The organism is Chitinolyticbacter meiyuanensis, assembly GCF_008033135.1.
Lineage (GTDB): Bacteria > Pseudomonadota > Gammaproteobacteria > Burkholderiales > Chitinibacteraceae > Chitinolyticbacter > Chitinolyticbacter meiyuanensis.
This window is the reverse complement of the sequence record NZ_CP041335.1, coordinates 64,667-80,312: the sequence shown is the minus strand read 5'-3', so window position 1 is coordinate 80,312 and position 15,646 is coordinate 64,667. Positions and strand designations below refer to the sequence as shown.

Here is a 15,646-nt window from a genome sequence, read left to right as displayed (position 1 = left end):
AGAGAGGACAAGAAAAATGTGGCAACGATTCCAGATTCGCAAGAACGAACGCGCCCTGCTGCTGCGCGCCGGTGACTTTGTCACGGTGCTGCAGCCGGGGCGTTACCTGAAGGCCAGCGTGAAGCGTGACTACGCCATCGTGACCTACCCGCTGACCGAAGCGCTGTTCGAGCATCCGCTGACCGAATACCTGCGCCAGCACCAGCCGGCCGTGGTCGCGCAGCACTTCGTGCTGTTCGACCTTGGCGACAACGAGGCAGGCCTGCGCTTCGAGAACGATGCGCTGGTCGAGATCGTGCCACCGGGCTCGCGCCGCATGTACTGGCAGGATGCCGTGCCGCAGCGCTTCGAGCGGATCGACCTCGCCGTTGGCTGGACTGTGCCGGAGCAATTGCTGGCGCGGATTGCCCAGCCGGCATTACGCGGCAAGGGCATTGCCGGGCTGGGCGCGGTGCTGAACGTGCAGGTGGCGGCGGGCCAGGTCGGCGTGTTGCGGGTCGACGGCCAGCGCGTGGCGCTGCTGCAACCGGGCCGCTATGCCTACTGGCGCTTCAACCGCGATATCGCGGTCGACCTGATCGACACCCGGCTGCAGGCAATCGAGATCACCGGGCAGGAAATCCTCACCCGCGACAAGGTGAGCCTGCGCGTGAACCTCGCCGCCAACTGGCTGTTCGACGACGTGGAGTTGGCGCTCTCCCGGCTGCCCAAGCCGATGGAGCACGTCTACCGCGAGCTGCAGTTCGGCCTGCGTGCCGCCGTCGGCACCCGCACGCTGGATGAACTGCTGGAGCACAAGCAGGTGATCGACGATGTGGTGAGCCAGCACGCGGCGAGCCGGCTCGATGGCTTCGGTGTGCGGGTGGTGGGCCTCGGGGTGAAGGACATCGTGTTGCCGGGCGAGATGAAGGCACTGCTCGCCCAGGTGGTCGAAGCGGAAAAGGCGGCGCAGGCCAACGTGATCCGCCGCCGCGAGGAAACGGGCGCCACCCGCTCCTTGCTCAACACCGCCAAGGTGATGGAAGACAACCCGACCGCGCTACGGCTCAAGGAACTGGAAACGCTGGAGCGGCTGGCCGAACGCATCGACAAGATCTCGGTGGTCGGCGGGCTCGATCAGTTGCTGAACGGGCTGGTGAAACTGAAGGTTTAGTGATGCCCGGTGGGTGATCCCGCCGGGCGATCAGGAGAGGCATGATGCAAAGCGGTAAGCAGAAACGGGCCGCGATCATGGCGCGGCGCCAAGCTCGGCGGGAAGCGGCGACGCGAGCCCCGGTGATGGTCCGGCCCAAGGGCGCCCGGCAAGCGAACCTGGCGCTATTGGCGCCACATAACAGCTACGGCGCGCCCGCATTCGTCGAGCGCGGGTACTACATCGATCTGGCCTTCACCTGCCGCGATTGCGGTGCCAGCCAGGTCTGGACTGCAGAACAACAGCAATGGTGGTACGAAACCGCCAAGGGCTATGTGTATTCAACCGCCATCCGTTGCCTCGGATGCCGCCAGGCGCGGCGCCGGGCACTGGCGGGAACGATCAAGGAAAACAAGCAATGAACAAGTACGACACCCTCACCGTGACCCACGGCGCATCGATCAAGATGTGGACGCAGGGCGTGCCGGTGGAGCAGGAAGCACGCGAGCAACTGATGAACACGGCCAAGATGCCCTTCATCTACAAGCACCTTGCCGTGATGCCGGACGTGCACCTGGGTAAGGGCTCGACCATCGGCAGCGTGATCCCCACCGTCGGTGCCATCATTCCGGCCGCCGTCGGCGTGGATATCGGCTGCGGAATGATGGCCGCGCGCACCACGCTTACCGCTGCCGACCTGCCGGACAACCTGGCCGGGCTGCGTAGCGCCATCGAAGCCGCCGTGCCGCATGGCCGCACGCCCGGTCGCCGCGACAAGGGCGCCTGGGATACGCCGCCTGCCAGCGTGGATGCGATGTGGGGAGAGCTGGCCGATGGCTTCAAGGCCATTACCGACAAGTATCCCAAGCTGAAGAACACCAACAACCACAAGCACCTGGGAACGCTGGGAACCGGCAACCATTTCATCGAGGTCTGCCTTGATGAGGAAAACCGCGTCTGGTTCATGCTGCACTCGGGCTCGCGCGGTGTGGGGAACGCCATCGGCAACCTGTTCATCGAACTGGCCCAGGCCGATATGCGCCAACACATCGCCGACCTGCCGCATCGCGATCTTGCTTATTTCGCCGAGGGTGCGCAGCACTTCGACGACTACGTCGAGGCAGTGGGCTGGGCGCAGGACTACGCGCGCCGCAACCGCGCGGTGATGATGCAGAACGTGATCGCGGCCGCCCGCAAGGTGATCGCCAAGCCGTTCTCGGCCGATGTGGAAGCGGTCAACTGCCACCACAACTACGTGCAGAAGGAAATGCACTTCGGTCGCGAGGTGCTGGTCACGCGCAAGGGTGCGGTGTCGGCGCAGAAGGGCCAGCTGGGGATCATTCCCGGTTCGATGGGCGCCAAGAGCTTCATCGTGCGCGGCTTGGGGAACGAAGAGGCGTTCTGCTCCTGCAGCCACGGTGCCGGTCGCACCATGAGCCGCAACGAGGCCAAGCGCCGCTACACCGTGGATGACCAGATCCGTGCCACGGCCGGAGTGGAGTGCCGCAAGGACAGCGAGGTGATCGACGAAATTCCGATGGCCTACAAGGACATCGACGCCGTGATGGCCGCGCAGTCCGAGCTGGTGGAGATCGTGCATACGCTGCGCCAGGTGGTGTGCGTAAAGGGATAGGCTGCTGGTTGAGCCAGCAGTTGGAGACAGACAAGGACTTTGGACGTGGAGAAGAAAACGCCCAAGACGGCAACGCCGCTGTGCCGACTGACCATACAGCTGGCTCGGAGCGCGCCGGTTGCCGTACTGCTCCGGCGCGGTCCTACCGGCTGGGTGCAGATGATCAAGTGGCATACCGACACCGACGTGCTGGAGTGCGGGCAGTGGTTTCGCGGGCGGATCTTTGAGGCGTCCTGCGATGTGTCGGACGACGGCGAGTTGTTCGTCTACTTGGCGCGCAAGAACACCTACCGATCCTACGTCGAGCTTCGCAATGATGTCTGGACAGCAGTGAGCCGGCCGCCGTTCTTCACCGCGCTTGCGCTCTGGCCACATGGTGGTTATTGCGGGGGTGGCGCATTCGAAGGCCCGCGTGGGCTGCACCTGCAGTTCGCTCTCTATGACGCCCGATACCGGAAAGGCATCGTGCCCGAAGGTGTGGCCTTGCGCATGGCATGGGAGCCGGACTGTTTCGGTGAGGCGCTGACGTTGAAACGAGGCTGGGAGCTGGTGGGCGAGGTAGCTCCGCCGCGGCGTTACGGCTGGGAGGCCACGGTGCCGTGGGTGAAGGAAAGTGAAGACGGGACTTTGCGTCTGCAGCGTTCAGCGCGGGAAGTGAAAGTACCGAGACAAGTCGTGCGGACGGTGTGGAATTACACGCTGCAGCGTGCCGAGGATTCTGCCGAGCTCGGCGAGGCGGATTTCATCGAATTCGATCAGCGCGGACGGTTGGTGATGGCGCGTGACGGGCAACTGCAGCTATGCGCTGATCCCTATGCGGCAGAGCTCAGCTGGCAGGTATTGCATGATTTTTCCGCGGCCAAGCCGGAAACCATGCCGCCGCCTGAATGGGCGAAGGCATGGCCCGCCAGCTGGCAGCAGTAAGGACATAGAAAATGGAGAACAACGCATTCAATCCGGTGCGCTTTGCCCACCCCATCGCTCCCGCTGTCCGCGAACGGGTGCTGGACGAGCTCGCGGCGATCGAGGCCCGGCATGAGGTGCGCGTGCTGTTTGCCTGTGAATCGGGTAGCCGAGGCTGGGGTTTTGCCTCGCCGGACAGCGATTACGATGTGCGCTTTGTCTACGTGCACCGGCCCGACTGGTATCTCAGGGTGGCGCCGCAGCGCGACGTGATCGAGCTGCCGATCGACCACGAACTCGATATCTCCGGCTGGGAGCTGCGCAAGGCGTTGCAATTGCTGGCGCGCTCCAATCCCACACTGTTCGAGTGGCTGGATTCGCCGGTGATTTACCGTGCCGATGCCGATTGGGTGGCGCAGGTGCGTGCGCTGGCGCCGGCGTTCTTTTCGCCGCGCAAGACGCGCTGGCATTACCTGGCAATGGCGCGCAAGAACTTCCGCGGCTATCTGCAGGGCAATACGGTGCGCCTTAAGAAATACCTGTACGTATTGCGACCGCTGCTGGCGGCGCAATGGGTGGACGAGGGGCGCGGCATGCCGCCGATGCGCTTTGCCGAACTGGCCGAGGCGCTGATTCCGGATGCCGCACTGCGCGACGAGCTCAACAACCTGCTGGCGCTGAAGATGGCGGCAGATGAGGCCGAGTATGGCCCGCGCTTTCCGCTGATCCACGAGTGGATCGTCATGCGGCTGGCTGGCGAGGGCGCGATGCCGGATTTTCGCCAGCCCCAAGGCGACATGGCCGCGCTCGATGCCGTGCTGCTGCGCACCGTGATGCAACATTGAACACAGCCGGCCAAACCGGCGCAGAACTAAGAAAACAGAACAATGAAAAACACGATCCAATCCGACTGGGTGCAGCTCGATGGCGCCCAGGGCGAAGGCGGTGGGCAGGTGCTGCGTAGCGCGCTCACGCTATCCATGATCACCGGCAAGCCGTTCCAGATCGAGCGCATCCGTGCCGGGCGGGCCAAGCCGGGACTGCTGCGCCAGCACCTCACCGCGGTGGAGGCGGCAGCGACCATTGCCGATGCGCAGGTCGCCGGCGCCGAGCCCGGTTCGCAATCGCTGCGCTTCGCGCCGCGCCGGTTGCGGGCTGGCGACTACCGCTTCGCCATTGGCACGGCGGGTAGCTGCACGCTGGTGCTGCAGACGGTATTGCCGGCGCTGTGGCTGGCCGATGGCCCGAGCACGGTGACGGTCAGCGGCGGCACCCATAACAAGGCGGCGCCGCCGGCTGATTTCCTGATCCAGACGTGGGCGCCGCTGATGGCGAGGATGGGCGTGCGGCAGACGTTGGCGCTGAATCGCCACGGCTTCTACCCGGCTGGTGGCGGCGAGATCGTCGCCCGCATCGAACCCTGTTCGGCCCTGCTGCCGCTGCAACTGGTGGAGCGCGGTGCGCTGCGTGGCGTGCATGCCGAGGCGGTGGTCGCTGGCGTCAGCTACAACGTGGCGCGGCGCGAGCTCGATACGGTGGTGGCGGCCTTTCCCGAGGCCGCGCAGGCGGTGAGCGAGCTGCCGGCCGATGAGGGGCCTGGCAATGTGCTGCTGCTGCGCGCCGAGTTCGAGCAACTGACGGAGCTCTGTACCGGCTTTGGCGAGCGCGGCGTCTCGGCCGAGCGCGTTGCCGGCAACACGGTGGCGGAACTGCGGCGCCACCTCGACAGCGGCGCGGCCGTTGGCGAGCACCTGGCCGACCAGTTGCTGTTGCCTATGGCGCTGGCTGGCGGTGGTAGTTTCACCACGTCCGTCGTTTCCTCGCACCTGACCACGCAGATCGCGGTGATCCAGCGCTTCCTGCCGGTGGACATCGATATCGTGCCGCTGGCGCGGGGTGCCAGGGTGACGCTGCATACGCGCTGAGTACCAGAAAAAACGGCGACCTTCGGGTCGCCGTTTTCGTGTGAAGGTGGTTGTTCCGCAGGTGCTCAGAACGGCCAGGCCGGGCTCGCCACCGCCATGTCCACCTTGCGCACCGTGCTGTAGTCGTTGCTGCTGGTGTTGGCATAGAAGAACGCTGGCTCGGCCGCGTAGCCATAGGCGGCCACCTGGCTGGCAGCGGTGGCCGAGTACTTCACGCCCCACAGATCGAAGGTTGGGCGCTGGTCGCGCTGCGTGATGGTGGACAGTGCCAGCAGCAGGTTGTCGTTGCCGTCGGTGGCGGGCCGGCTGGCGTATTGGCCGTAGCCGAGCGCCGTCTTCTTGCCATCCCACTCCGTGCCTGTTGCAGCACCGGCCGCGAGCTGGCGCGCATGCAGGTAGAGCAGGGTGACGATGTCCCAGGCCTGGGTGATGCTGCCGGTGCGTTCGTGCCAGTAGTGCACCCACTGCACGTAAAACGCCATGCGCTCGCCGTTCTGCACCGCGTAGCCATCGTCGGCCCACAGTGCCTGGTAGGCGGCATCGATCGGCGTGCTGCTTGCCTTGGCGGCAACCAGCAGATCGAAGGCATTGCGATAGCGCACGCGCGTGCTGTCCTCGTTCACGCCCAGTTCGCGGAACATCCGCCATTTCTTGTGTAGCGGGAACAGGTTGTTCGATACCTCGCCGCTGCGCCCGCCATACACGTTGAGCTCACCGCGCTGCAGGTTGTGGCCGAGCTCATGGCTCTCGCCCCAGCCGCGCGGGGAGAGGCCCCAGGTCTGGTCGTACGGGTTGCCGGAGCAGCCGGCACCGCACTGCGCGTATACATCGACGTTCACATGCTGGGTGCTGGGCCCGCGGTGCAGCGTGGCATCGGTGCAGTTCCAACCGCGCGTGCTGCAGAACGACTGCACCGAGGCGGGCAGCACGCGGCCGCTGCGGGCGAAGCCGGCGAGGTCGTAGTCGCTCTCGAAGAACAGGTTCACCATCTCATCGAGATACTGGTTCACATTGCCCTGGTAGCTGGCGCCATTGATCACGTCGCGCAGCATGTTCACCCGGGCGTGCGCTTCGAGGCCGGCGAGCTTGATCTCGGCCCATTCGAACGGTGTATTGGCCAGCGCGGCGACGAAGGCGGCGCGATCGCCATTGGCGGTCAGGTCGAGGAAGGGCTGGCGAGCAGTGCCGCGCAGCCGCAGCTTCACCACCTGACCCGGTGTGGCGCCGCTGTATTGCAACTGGAGCAGCCCGCCGTAGGGGGTGACCACCGGCACCAGCGCATCCTTGGCCAGGCTGATGGCGGGGCTCGCCAGATAGCGTGGCCGGGTGTAATCGCTGGCGCTTCCCCACTTGGTGGAGCCGCTGCGCTGGGTGTTGATGCGCAGCGCCAAGCTGGCGTTGCCGGGGTTGAGTAGCGTCACCTGCAGCGGCTGCCCCGGCATGGCGAAGCGGCCGATGGCGGTAAAGCCGCTCTCGCTGGCGAGGGTGACGTCCACCGTCTCATCGCTGGTCGACACGGGCAGGCTGGCCGCGCCGCTGCCGAGGTAGGAGCCCAGATCGGTCTGGCGGCCACCGGCGCTACGCACATAGCTGACCCAGGCATCGGCGATCACCGCGCGCTGGAAATCAGCCGGTTTGGCGGCCTTGTCGAGCGGGTAGCGGATCTCTTTGCGCACGGTATCGGCCCACAGCGCGAGCAGCCGCAGCAGCGTGGTATCGGGCGTGGCGAACAGGTTGCGGCCGGCGCTGCTGTAGGCATTGAGCTGGCCACGAATCTCGTCGGCCGGCGTGAGCACCTCGGCGTTGAAGCCGGGGGCGTCGCCGCAGCCGGTATCGCCGCAACGGCTCCAGTCGTAGTCGATACGCAAGGCGTTGCTGGCCAGCCGCTCCAGCAGCGGCAGGATGGCGCCGAACTGCGCTGCTGCCGTGGCGTTGGCGCTGCTGCTGCGCCCGGCGGCGACCTTGTCGTCGGCCCAGTAGTTGCCACCGTAGCCGCCCAGTTCCAGCTCCATCGCGGTCAGCATCTGGCGGCCGGCGGTGCTGTCGCCCCAGCCATTGCTGTGCAGGTACAGCACCGGCTTGCCCGATTGCAGCAGTGCGCGGGTACGTGCTGTCAGCGTGGCATCCGCTGCCACGCCGCCGCCGACGATCACCAGTGCCACACGCGCCGCGCAGGTGCTGTCGGCCAGCGCGTCGCACGCCGCATCGCTGACGGTGACGCCGGCCTTGGTCAGGCCGGCAATGGTGTTGCCGGCCGATAGGCCGGTGATGCTCACGGCGAGTGATGCGGGGAGGGCGCTGTCGGCGCTGTCGCCCACGAGCCAGGCCAGTAGCCGGCGAAACGCCGGTGCGTGATTCAGGTTGGTGCTGCCGCGGAACTGCTCAAGCACGTTCACGCCGTAGCCGGCGCTGCGGCCGTGCTGCGCCGTGCTGAATGCGGCCAGCCGTTGCCCGCCATCGCCGACAACCAGCGGCTGGGCACGCTCCGGGTTGCCGGGCAGGATGAACTGGCTGTTGCTGCCCGGCAGGTATTCGCTGCTCACGCCGGCGTACAGCGCGTTGATGCGGGCAGCCTGCTGTTGCGACAGCGTGCGCGCATGGCTGAAGGCCTGGACGATGATGGGTTGCGCATCGGTCAGGGCGGCCGGATCGCCGCTGGCGAGCGCGGCTTCGATGGCACTGACCACGGCCGGTGGTTGCGTGGGCAGCGGCGTCGGGCCATTGCCGCCGCCCGGCGTGCTGCCGCTGTCGTTTCCACCGCCGCCGCCGCAGGCGGTCAGCAGCCCCAGCAATAACAGCAATATCCAACCCATCCCGCGCATTTCTCGACTCCCCGAAGCGATTGTTGTGCTTCAGCCAGCTGGGCTGAAGTGGGACGGATCGTATCAGCGGATGCTGAAATTGCCGTCTGTTCCTGATGGCGGGTATCGCAAAGTGGTATTGAAGTGATTGTGAAAGTAAAGCCTGTTCGTAAGATTGCACCAGCGCGCCGTGCATGACTATGCATCAATGAAAATGCCGTATGCGGATCAATGCCCCGATTCATCCACATTGGTCGCTGCTGGCTTTGTCACCGGCTGTGAGTGAAAGTGGTTTCATTTCATTTCACGCGGTGCGATGAAAGTTTTTGGCTGGGCGTGACTGTAAGTTCATCACCCGCGGCATGAAATTTGCCCTGTCGGTTTTGATCGCACCGCCAGGAGACATTCATGCAACAGACTGATTTCACCGACTGCATCGCCGCTTGCCAGACCTGCTTCGTCGCCTGCGAGCATTGCGCCGCATCGTGCCTCAGCGAGGGGCATGCAACCGAGATGGCGGCCTGCATCAAGCTTGATCGCGATTGCGCCGACCTGTGTGCGCTGTCGGCGGCGCTGATGGCACGTGGCAGCGCCTTTGCGCCGGCACTGTGTGCGATCTGTGCCCAACTGTGCGAAGCCTGCGCGGCCGAATGCGCGCGGCACGATGCCGAGCATTGCCAAGCCTGTGCCATCGCGTGCCGGCAGTGTGCCGAGATCTGCCGGGCAATGGCGGGCTGAAAAAAGCGGGCACCGTGGTGCCCGCCTCGCAGGGTCAGCGAATGATGGGTTCGGCCTGCCGCTGCGTCGGCGCGTAATGGTCGAACTGCATGGTGAAGCTGGCGCGACCGCTGCTCAAGGCGCGCAGGTTGCCGATGTAGCCGAACATCTGCGCCAGCGGCACATGGGCCTCGATCACCGCGGCATTGCCGCGCGCCGATTGCTGGCGCACCAGCCCGCGGCGGCGGTTGAGGTCACCGATCACATCACCGATGTGATCCTGCGGCGTGACCACTTCCACTGCCATTACCGGTTCCAGTAGTACCGGCCCCGCCTGTTGCAATGCCAGCCGCAGCGCCTGGCCGGCGGCGAGTTCGAACGCCTGTTGCGACGAATCGCGCTCATGGTAGCCGCCGTCGAGCAGCGTCACCTTGAGGTCGACCACCGGGTGACCGGCCAGCACGCCGGATTTTGCCGCGCGCATCACACCGGCTGCCACTGCCGGAATGAACTCGCGCGGGATGGCACCGCCGCTGATGCGGTCATCGAACTGCAGCCCTTCGCCACGCGCCAGCGGTTCCACCTGCAAGGTCAGCGCCGCGAACTGGCCAGGGCCGCCGCTTTGCTTCTTGTGCACGTGCGCCACCGTCGCCGCGTGGGCGATGGTCTCGCGATACGCCACCTGCGGCTGCCCGGTGCTGACTGCGACCTTGAAGCGCGTGCGCAGCTTTTCCAGTGTCACTTCCAGCTGCAGCTCGCCCATGCCGGACAGGATGGTCTGGCCGGCTTCGGCATCCTGCCGCAGCCGCAGGCTCGGGTCCTCCTGCAGCAGTGCCTGCAGCCCACGTGACAGCTGTTGCTGGTCTGCCTGGGTGCGCGGCTCGATCGCGATGTCGATCACCGGCTCCGGCGCATCGATCCGCTCCAGCACCACCGGATGCGCCGCATCGGCCAGGGTATCTCCGGTCACCGTGCTCTTCAGCCCGACCAGCGCAACGATGTCGCCGGCCTCGGCGCGTGTCTTCTCGCGCTTGCGGTCGGCGTGCATTTCGTACAGCCGCGCAATGCGTTCGCGCTTGCCGCTGGTGGTGTTGAGCACGCTGTCGCCCACCGCCAGCCGGCCGCGATACAACCGCACGAAGGTGAGTGCGCCGTGGTCGTCCTGCACCACCTTGAAGGCGAGCGCCGCCAGCGGGCCGCCCGGATCGAATGCCACGTCGTGCTCACCGGTCGCAGCGATGTCGCCCGGCGCCGGCAGGTAGGCCACGGCCGCATCGAGCAGCGGTTCCACCCCCTTGTTCTTGAAGGCGGAGCCGGCGAGCACCGGCACGAAGGCACCGGCCAGCGTGCCCCGGCGGATCGCCGCGTGCAGCGCAGCCTCGTCCAGCGGCTGGCCATCGAGATAGGCAGCGAGCAGCGCGTCGTCCTGGTCCACCACGGTGTCGAGCAGGCGGCCACGGTGGCGCTCGGCCTCGGCACGCAGCGCGGGCGGGATCTCGCCACGGGTGTACGGCGCGGCATCATGGCCAGTCGGCCAGGTCAGCGCGGTCATGCCGACAAGATCGATCACGCCGCTGAAATCGCCTTCCGTGCCGATCGGCAGCTGCAGCACCGCAGCGGCCACGCCGAGGCGCGCTTCGATCATGCCGACCACGCGCAGGAAATCCGCGCCGGTGCGATCGAGCTTGTTGATGAAGGCCAGCCGCGGCACGCGGTACTTGTCCGCCAGCCGCCAGTTGGTCTCTGTCTGCGGCTCCACGCCGGCCACACCGTCGAACAGCACGATGGCGCCGTCGAGCACGCGCAGCGAGCGGTTCACCTCGATGTTGAAATCGATGTGCCCGGGGGTGTCGATCAGGTTGATCTGCGTGCCCTGCCAGAACACCGTGGTGGCCGCACTGTTGATGGTGATGCCGCGCGCCTGCTCTTGCGGGTCGTAGTCCATGGTGGCGGCGCCATCGTGCACCTCGCCCAGCCGGTGGTTCTCGCCGGTGTAATAGAGGATGCGCTCGCTGGTGGTGGTCTTGCCCGCGTCGACGTGGGCGATGATGCCGATATTGCGTACGTTTCTGGTTTCCATGATGTGTTCATCCTGTTCGAACCCGGGATCGCCAGGCACTGCTGGTCGATCAGCACGGGTTTCAGCCCTGCAAGGGCGCGCGCCGGGCCGCTATGGGCCGGGTGTCGGGGTCTTCCCCTCGGGGAATGACCGTGCCGTGTCTTGCGCTGGGGCCGCCGTGCCGGGTGAACCCGCGACGGCAGCCAAAACCGCGCCAAAGGAAGGGCGCAAGCCCTGCTTCCCTTGGCTGGCGCGAATTGTTTCGATCTGCTTGTCGTAGGTCCGCATGGCGAACTCCCTGGTTGAACATGGAAAACAAAAAACCCCGGTGGAGAGACCGGGGTTTGCTGGATGTGGGTACCCGGTGACCAGGCACCGGGCAATGCGCGGCACCTAGGTGATGACAACCTTCAATGCGTGATTTGCGCCGCATACGCGCATGCCGACCACCGCACTGGCGGGACGGGCAATCGCGAGGGGCGAGAGGTTGGCAATCATCGAAAGGCTCCAGGTACCCGTGCGGCGGCGGAATACGCCGGGCACGTGCTGTATTAGTGGGGGCGGATCATCGTGCTTTCAAAGGGGGCGGGCAATGCCGTTCGTCGTGCGGCGCGCTTCTTGCTCCAGCTGGAACAGGCCAATCCGGCCTTGGACCAGGAGCGCATCATGGCAAACCAACCTACCGAGCGGACTGACCGCACCCCCGCCGTGGCCCCGCCGCGCGATCTGCAGGGCCGCAACTGGGCGCTGATGCTGCGCATCGTCGGCGTGCTGATGATCGTCGGCAGCCTGCCCTTGCTGGCGATGCCGCCGCTGGCGGCACTGATGGTACTGGGCGGCGTGGTGATGCTGGTACTCAGCGTCGGTGCACGCAAGGCCAACGACCGCATCGCCGACAACCCGCCGCAGCGCGAGCAGCTGCGCCACGAATAGGCCCATCAGCCCGGATCGCGCGCCAGCCGGATGCCGCTGAACTGCCAGCGCGCGGCAGGCGGGAAGAAATTGCGGTAGCTGCTGCGCGCGTGGCCAGGCGGCGTGCTGCAGGCGCTGCCGCGCAGCACCATCTGGTTGATCATGAACTTGCCGTTGTACTCACCGACCGCACCCGGCAGCGGTCGGTAGCCGGGGTAGGGCAGGTAGGCGCTGCCGGTCCATTGCCAGAGCGTGCCATGGCATTGCGCCAGCCCCGGGCCGTGCGCCGGCTGCGGTTCCAATGGTGCCGCCGCGTCGATGGCGCTCAGCGGTGCGCTGGCCGCATGTTCCCATTCCGCCTCGGTCGGCAGCCGTGCGCCGGCCCAGCGGGCATAGGCGTCGGCCTCGTAGTAGCTGATGTGGGCCACCGGCGCGGACGGCTCGAGCGCCTGATCGCCATACAGCGTGAAAGCATGCTTGCCAACGGTATCCAGCCAGTACAGCGGCGCCTGCCAGCCTTCACGCTGGCAGCAATCCCAGCCGTCGGACAGCCACAGTGTCGGTTGGCGGTAGCCGCCGTCGGCAATGAAGACAGCGTATTCGGCATTGGTGACGAGGCGCGAGGCAAGCTCGAATCCGCCGAGCGTCACCGCGTGGCGCGGCGTTTCGTTGTCGAAAGCAAAGCCCGGGCCGCCGTGGCCGATTTCCACGCCGCCGCCGGGATAGTGCAGCCATTGCGACGGCTTGGCCTCGACCTTGGCAATGGCGGGTGGCTGGCGGTAGGCCGGGTGCTGCGGGTTGCTCCAGAAATGATGTTTCAGATCGGTGAGCATCAATTCCTGGTGCTGCTGCTCGTGCTGCAGGCCCAGTGCCACCAGCGCGGTTTGCGACTCGTTGAGCGCCGATTGCAGCAGCCTGGCCATCGCCTCATCCACGTGACCGCGGTAGGCCAGCACCGTGTCCAGCGGGGGCCGGGACAGCACGCCGCGGGCTGGGCGGGCGTGGCGCTCGCCGATGCCGACGTAGTAGGAATTGAACAGCACGCGAAAGGCCGGATCGAACGGGCGGTAGTCTGCCTGCCCGGCCAGCACGAAGGTCTCGAAGAACCAGCTGGTATGGGCGAGATGCCATTTCAGCGGGCTGGCATCCGGCATCGACTGCACCATGCAGTCTTCTGCCGACAGCCCTTCGACCAGCTGCAGCGAGTGGGCGCGCACGGCGCCATAGTGCTGCAGCAGCGCATGCTGCCCGGCCAGCGCCTGCGGCGATTCGGACTTCATGCGTGCATCGGCGCGGCCGCCGCGACGAACACGTGGTAGTGCCCGGTATCGTCGCTCCAGTGCCGCAGGCCACCGTAGCCTGCCTCGTGCAACAGCTCGGCAAAGCGCTCGACCGTGTACTTGTACGAATGCTCGGTGACGATGGCGTCGCCGGTGGCGAACTGCCGGGTGCTGCTGCCCAGCTGCACCGTCACCGGCCGCCGTGCCACCAGCCGCATCTCGATGCGGCTGGCTTTGCGGTTGAACTGGGCATGGTGGCTGAAATCGGTCGGCTCGAAATTGCAGCCGAGCTCATGGTTGGCCACCCGCAGCACATTGCGGTTGAACGCCGCCGTCACGCCGAGTGCATCGTCGTAGGCCGCGCGCAGCATCGCTTCGTCCTTGGGCGCGTCCACACCGATCAGCAGTCGGCCGTTCGGCCCGAGGTGCTGGCGCAGTGCCTGCAGCAGCGCCAGTGCATCGGCCGGGGCGAAGTTGCCGATGGACGAGCCCGGGTAGAACAGCACCGGCGGCTGGTCGAGCCAATGATCCAGCACCGCGCGCAACAGCGGTGCCTGGCTGAAGTCGGTGACCACGCCGGAGAAGGTCAGGTCCGGAAAGCGCTCCGCGCCCGCCTGCAACGTTTGCGCCAGCCAGTCCTCGGCGATGTCCACGCCCAGGTAGCCAGCGGCATCGACGGCTTCCAGCCAGGGCCAGGACTTGCTGCCGTCGCCACAGCCAAGGTCCACCCACAGGCAGTGATTGGGCAGCAGCGCTGCGATGTCCTGGCGGTAGCAGCGGAAGATCGCCGATTCCAGCCGGACCGGGTAGTACTCCTGCAGCTGGCAGATTGCCCCATACAGTGCACAGCCCTGCGTGTCGTAGAAGAACTTGGGATCGATGCGCGCCGGCGATTGCATCAGCCCGGCCAGCAAGCCGGCCTGGCGTTGCTGCGGGCTTTCCAGTGCGCCGGTCTCGATCAGCGGCGTGTCGTGCAGCGTGGCGAACGGCGACCAGCCACGGCGGGAGGAGGAATCGAACGAAAACGAGGTGGCCATGCGCATCCCCTGTGCGGATGGCCGCGCCCCGGCGGCGCGGCCGTGTCGGGCATTGGGGCAAGTGGCGTGCCTGGGTCTGGCTGTTGCAAACGCAGCAGCCGATTGCAGTTTTTACACACGACCCATGAAAAACTGCAGGGCCGTGGCCCTGCAGCGTACGGTCCGAGCGACAGCGGCTTATTGCTGGGGCTGGCTGCCGTCCTGGCCCGACCAGCTCCAGCCGGGGTAGACCGTGCCGTTCACATTGGCCTCGTTGCCGATGAACATGGCGTGGGGGTTGTTGACTGTCTTCCAGCCGGTGGCGGTCGAGTGCTCCAGCTCGAACACCACGTTGCCGTAGATGCCGTAAGGTCCGGTCACTGATGAGTTCAGGTAGGCGGCGAACAGGGTCTGTCCGCCCATGTCGATCGTGCCCACCCGGCTGGCGCGGGTGACTTCGGCGCTGGCCTTGCCCCAGATGGCCAGTGCGTCGATCCGTGCCTGGTTGTCGGCGAGGAAGTAGCCGTTGGCCGACAGCACCGCCGATTTGAAGTGATTGCCGTTGCCGCTCGACTTCACCGCGGAGGTATCGCGGATGTCGAGCACGGTCTGGCTGTTGCCGGCCTCGAATTCGGCGGACGAGCCGCCGACCACCAGCACTTCGGCGGCCACCTGGTTGGTGAAGAACACACTGCTGCTGTCCGTCACCACGAACTGGCCGCGCGGTGCCCCCCAGTCGCTTTGCGCATTGGTGGTCACCCGGTCGATCTCGACAGTGGCATTGGCCTTGGCCTTGATCGCGGCCGCGCCGACTGGCACCAGGATGTTCAGGTTGGCGAGGCGGGCGCTGGCGGCGCGCACCAGGATCGCGGCCTCCTGCTCGCCCGGCTGCGTGATGCGGATCGCGCCGGGCTGGCCGGCATCGCCGACAATATCGACGCTGCCTTGCGTGATGCGCAGGGGACCCTGGCATTCGCCGGCGACCACGAAGCGGAGCTTCTCGGCATCGCCGCTGCGGCGCTCCAGCGCGGCTTTCAGCGCCTGTGGATCACGGGCGCAGTTGATGCGCTGGGCCTTGCCCGCACTGCGCTCGAACAGACCTGGGTCCTCGGCATGGGCGGCGGGATAGAGCAGGCCGGCGGAAATGGTGCAAGCCAGGGCGAGATTCCTGCGTGTCATGATGATGTCCTCACATCGGTGGGAAAGGTGTTGTCGTGGGCAAAACGAACGGCACGGTGCCGTTGCCGCGGCCGAGCGCAACCCGCGCC

At 66.2% G+C, this 15,646-nt stretch carries 13 protein-coding genes; 8 read left to right on the top strand and 5 right to left on the bottom strand.

Features of this window, described 5'->3' with window-relative positions; translation table 11 throughout:
- The first annotated feature begins 16 nt into the window (after window positions 1-16).
- The 6 genes from FLM21_RS00250 (at window position 17) to rtcA (ending at window position 5,593) form a co-directional block, all read left to right on the top strand.
- Window positions 17-1,153, top strand: a complete 1,137-nt coding sequence (locus tag FLM21_RS00250; protein WP_148713649.1) for a slipin family protein — start codon at window positions 17-19, stop codon at window positions 1,151-1,153.
- Window positions 1,154-1,194: 41 nt separating this feature from the next.
- Window positions 1,195-1,554 carry a zinc-ribbon domain-containing protein gene (locus FLM21_RS00245; protein WP_246120786.1) on the top strand — a complete coding sequence of 120 codons (360 nt, stop codon included), beginning with the start codon at window positions 1,195-1,197 and terminating at the stop codon, window positions 1,552-1,554.
- A complete protein-coding gene (locus FLM21_RS00240) occupies window positions 1,551-2,765 on the top strand; it encodes an RtcB family protein (protein WP_148713648.1) in 1,215 nt (404 codons plus the stop codon). Before FLM21_RS00245 ends, FLM21_RS00240 begins: the two co-directional genes overlap by 4 nt.
- 159 nt (window positions 2,766-2,924) lie before the next feature.
- The gene (locus tag FLM21_RS00235; protein ID WP_148713647.1) at window positions 2,925-3,689 is read left to right on the top strand and encodes a hypothetical protein; all 765 of its coding nucleotides are present in this window, start codon (window positions 2,925-2,927) and stop codon (window positions 3,687-3,689) included.
- Between the two features lie 11 nt (window positions 3,690-3,700).
- Window positions 3,701-4,513, top strand: coding sequence for a nucleotidyltransferase domain-containing protein (locus tag FLM21_RS00230; protein ID WP_148713646.1), 813 nt, complete (start codon window positions 3,701-3,703; stop codon window positions 4,511-4,513).
- A 42-nt stretch (window positions 4,514-4,555) separates the two neighbouring features.
- Window positions 4,556-5,593 carry an RNA 3'-terminal phosphate cyclase gene (gene rtcA, locus FLM21_RS00225; protein ID WP_148713645.1) on the top strand — a complete coding sequence of 346 codons (1,038 nt, stop codon included), beginning with the start codon at window positions 4,556-4,558 and terminating at the stop codon, window positions 5,591-5,593.
- A 65-nt stretch (window positions 5,594-5,658) separates the two neighbouring features.
- Here rtcA and FLM21_RS00220 read toward each other — a convergent pair whose 3' ends face one another.
- Window positions 5,659-8,406 (bottom strand): ImpA family metalloprotease, encoded by a 2,748-nt coding sequence (locus FLM21_RS00220; protein ID WP_187360023.1) that lies wholly within the window; start codon window positions 8,404-8,406, stop codon window positions 5,659-5,661.
- Window positions 8,407-8,802: 396 nt separating this feature from the next.
- Between FLM21_RS00220 and FLM21_RS00215 the strand changes: the two genes are divergently transcribed.
- Complete coding sequence (locus FLM21_RS00215) at window positions 8,803-9,132, top strand: four-helix bundle copper-binding protein (RefSeq protein WP_148713643.1); 330 nt, start codon at window positions 8,803-8,805, stop codon at window positions 9,130-9,132.
- 34 nt (window positions 9,133-9,166) lie between these two features.
- Here FLM21_RS00215 and fusA read toward each other — a convergent pair whose 3' ends face one another.
- Window positions 9,167-11,191 (bottom strand): elongation factor G, encoded by a 2,025-nt coding sequence (gene fusA, locus FLM21_RS00210; protein WP_148713642.1) that lies wholly within the window; start codon window positions 11,189-11,191, stop codon window positions 9,167-9,169.
- A gap of 645 nt (window positions 11,192-11,836) precedes the next feature.
- On the opposite strand from fusA, the gene FLM21_RS00205 reads away from it, so the two are divergent.
- Window positions 11,837-12,103, top strand: a complete 267-nt coding sequence (locus tag FLM21_RS00205) for a hypothetical protein (protein WP_148713641.1) — start codon at window positions 11,837-11,839, stop codon at window positions 12,101-12,103.
- Window positions 12,104-12,108: 5 nt separating this feature from the next.
- Here FLM21_RS00205 and egtB read toward each other — a convergent pair whose 3' ends face one another.
- From egtB to FLM21_RS00190, 3 genes are all read right to left on the bottom strand, one after another.
- Window positions 12,109-13,362: an ergothioneine biosynthesis protein EgtB gene (egtB, locus tag FLM21_RS00200; RefSeq protein ID WP_148713640.1), complete on the bottom strand. Its 1,254-nt coding sequence runs from the start codon at window positions 13,360-13,362 to the stop codon at window positions 12,109-12,111.
- Window positions 13,359-14,399, bottom strand: coding sequence for an L-histidine N(alpha)-methyltransferase (egtD, locus tag FLM21_RS00195; RefSeq protein ID WP_187360022.1), 1,041 nt, complete (start codon window positions 14,397-14,399; stop codon window positions 13,359-13,361). Before egtD ends, egtB begins: the two co-directional genes overlap by 4 nt.
- A 177-nt stretch (window positions 14,400-14,576) precedes the next feature.
- Entirely contained in the window at window positions 14,577-15,557 is a 981-nt protein-coding gene (locus tag FLM21_RS00190; protein ID WP_148713638.1) for a hypothetical protein, read from the bottom strand.
- Window positions 15,558-15,646: the final 89 nt, after the last annotated feature.

Coding starts and splice junctions, on each gene's coding strand:
- FLM21_RS00250 (WP_148713649.1), top strand. CDS start 17: ATGTGGCAACGATTCCAGATTCGCAAGAACGAACGCGCCCTGCTGCTG.
- FLM21_RS00220 (WP_187360023.1), bottom strand. CDS start 8,406: ATGGGTTGGATATTGCTGTTATTGCTGGGGCTGCTGACCGCCTGCGGC.
- FLM21_RS00190 (WP_148713638.1), bottom strand. CDS start 15,557: ATGACACGCAGGAATCTCGCCCTGGCTTGCACCATTTCCGCCGGCCTG.
- FLM21_RS00205 (WP_148713641.1), top strand. CDS start 11,837: ATGGCAAACCAACCTACCGAGCGGACTGACCGCACCCCCGCCGTGGCC.
- FLM21_RS00215 (WP_148713643.1), top strand. CDS start 8,803: ATGCAACAGACTGATTTCACCGACTGCATCGCCGCTTGCCAGACCTGC.
- egtD (WP_187360022.1), bottom strand. CDS start 14,399: ATGGCCACCTCGTTTTCGTTCGATTCCTCCTCCCGCCGTGGCTGGTCG.
- FLM21_RS00245 (WP_246120786.1), top strand. CDS start 1,195: ATGATGCAAAGCGGTAAGCAGAAACGGGCCGCGATCATGGCGCGGCGC.
- egtB (WP_148713640.1), bottom strand. CDS start 13,362: ATGAAGTCCGAATCGCCGCAGGCGCTGGCCGGGCAGCATGCGCTGCTG.
- FLM21_RS00230 (WP_148713646.1), top strand. CDS start 3,701: ATGGAGAACAACGCATTCAATCCGGTGCGCTTTGCCCACCCCATCGCT.
- rtcA (WP_148713645.1), top strand. CDS start 4,556: ATGAAAAACACGATCCAATCCGACTGGGTGCAGCTCGATGGCGCCCAG.
- fusA (WP_148713642.1), bottom strand. CDS start 11,191: ATGGAAACCAGAAACGTACGCAATATCGGCATCATCGCCCACGTCGAC.
- FLM21_RS00235 (WP_148713647.1), top strand. CDS start 2,925: ATGATCAAGTGGCATACCGACACCGACGTGCTGGAGTGCGGGCAGTGG.
- FLM21_RS00240 (WP_148713648.1), top strand. CDS start 1,551: ATGAACAAGTACGACACCCTCACCGTGACCCACGGCGCATCGATCAAG.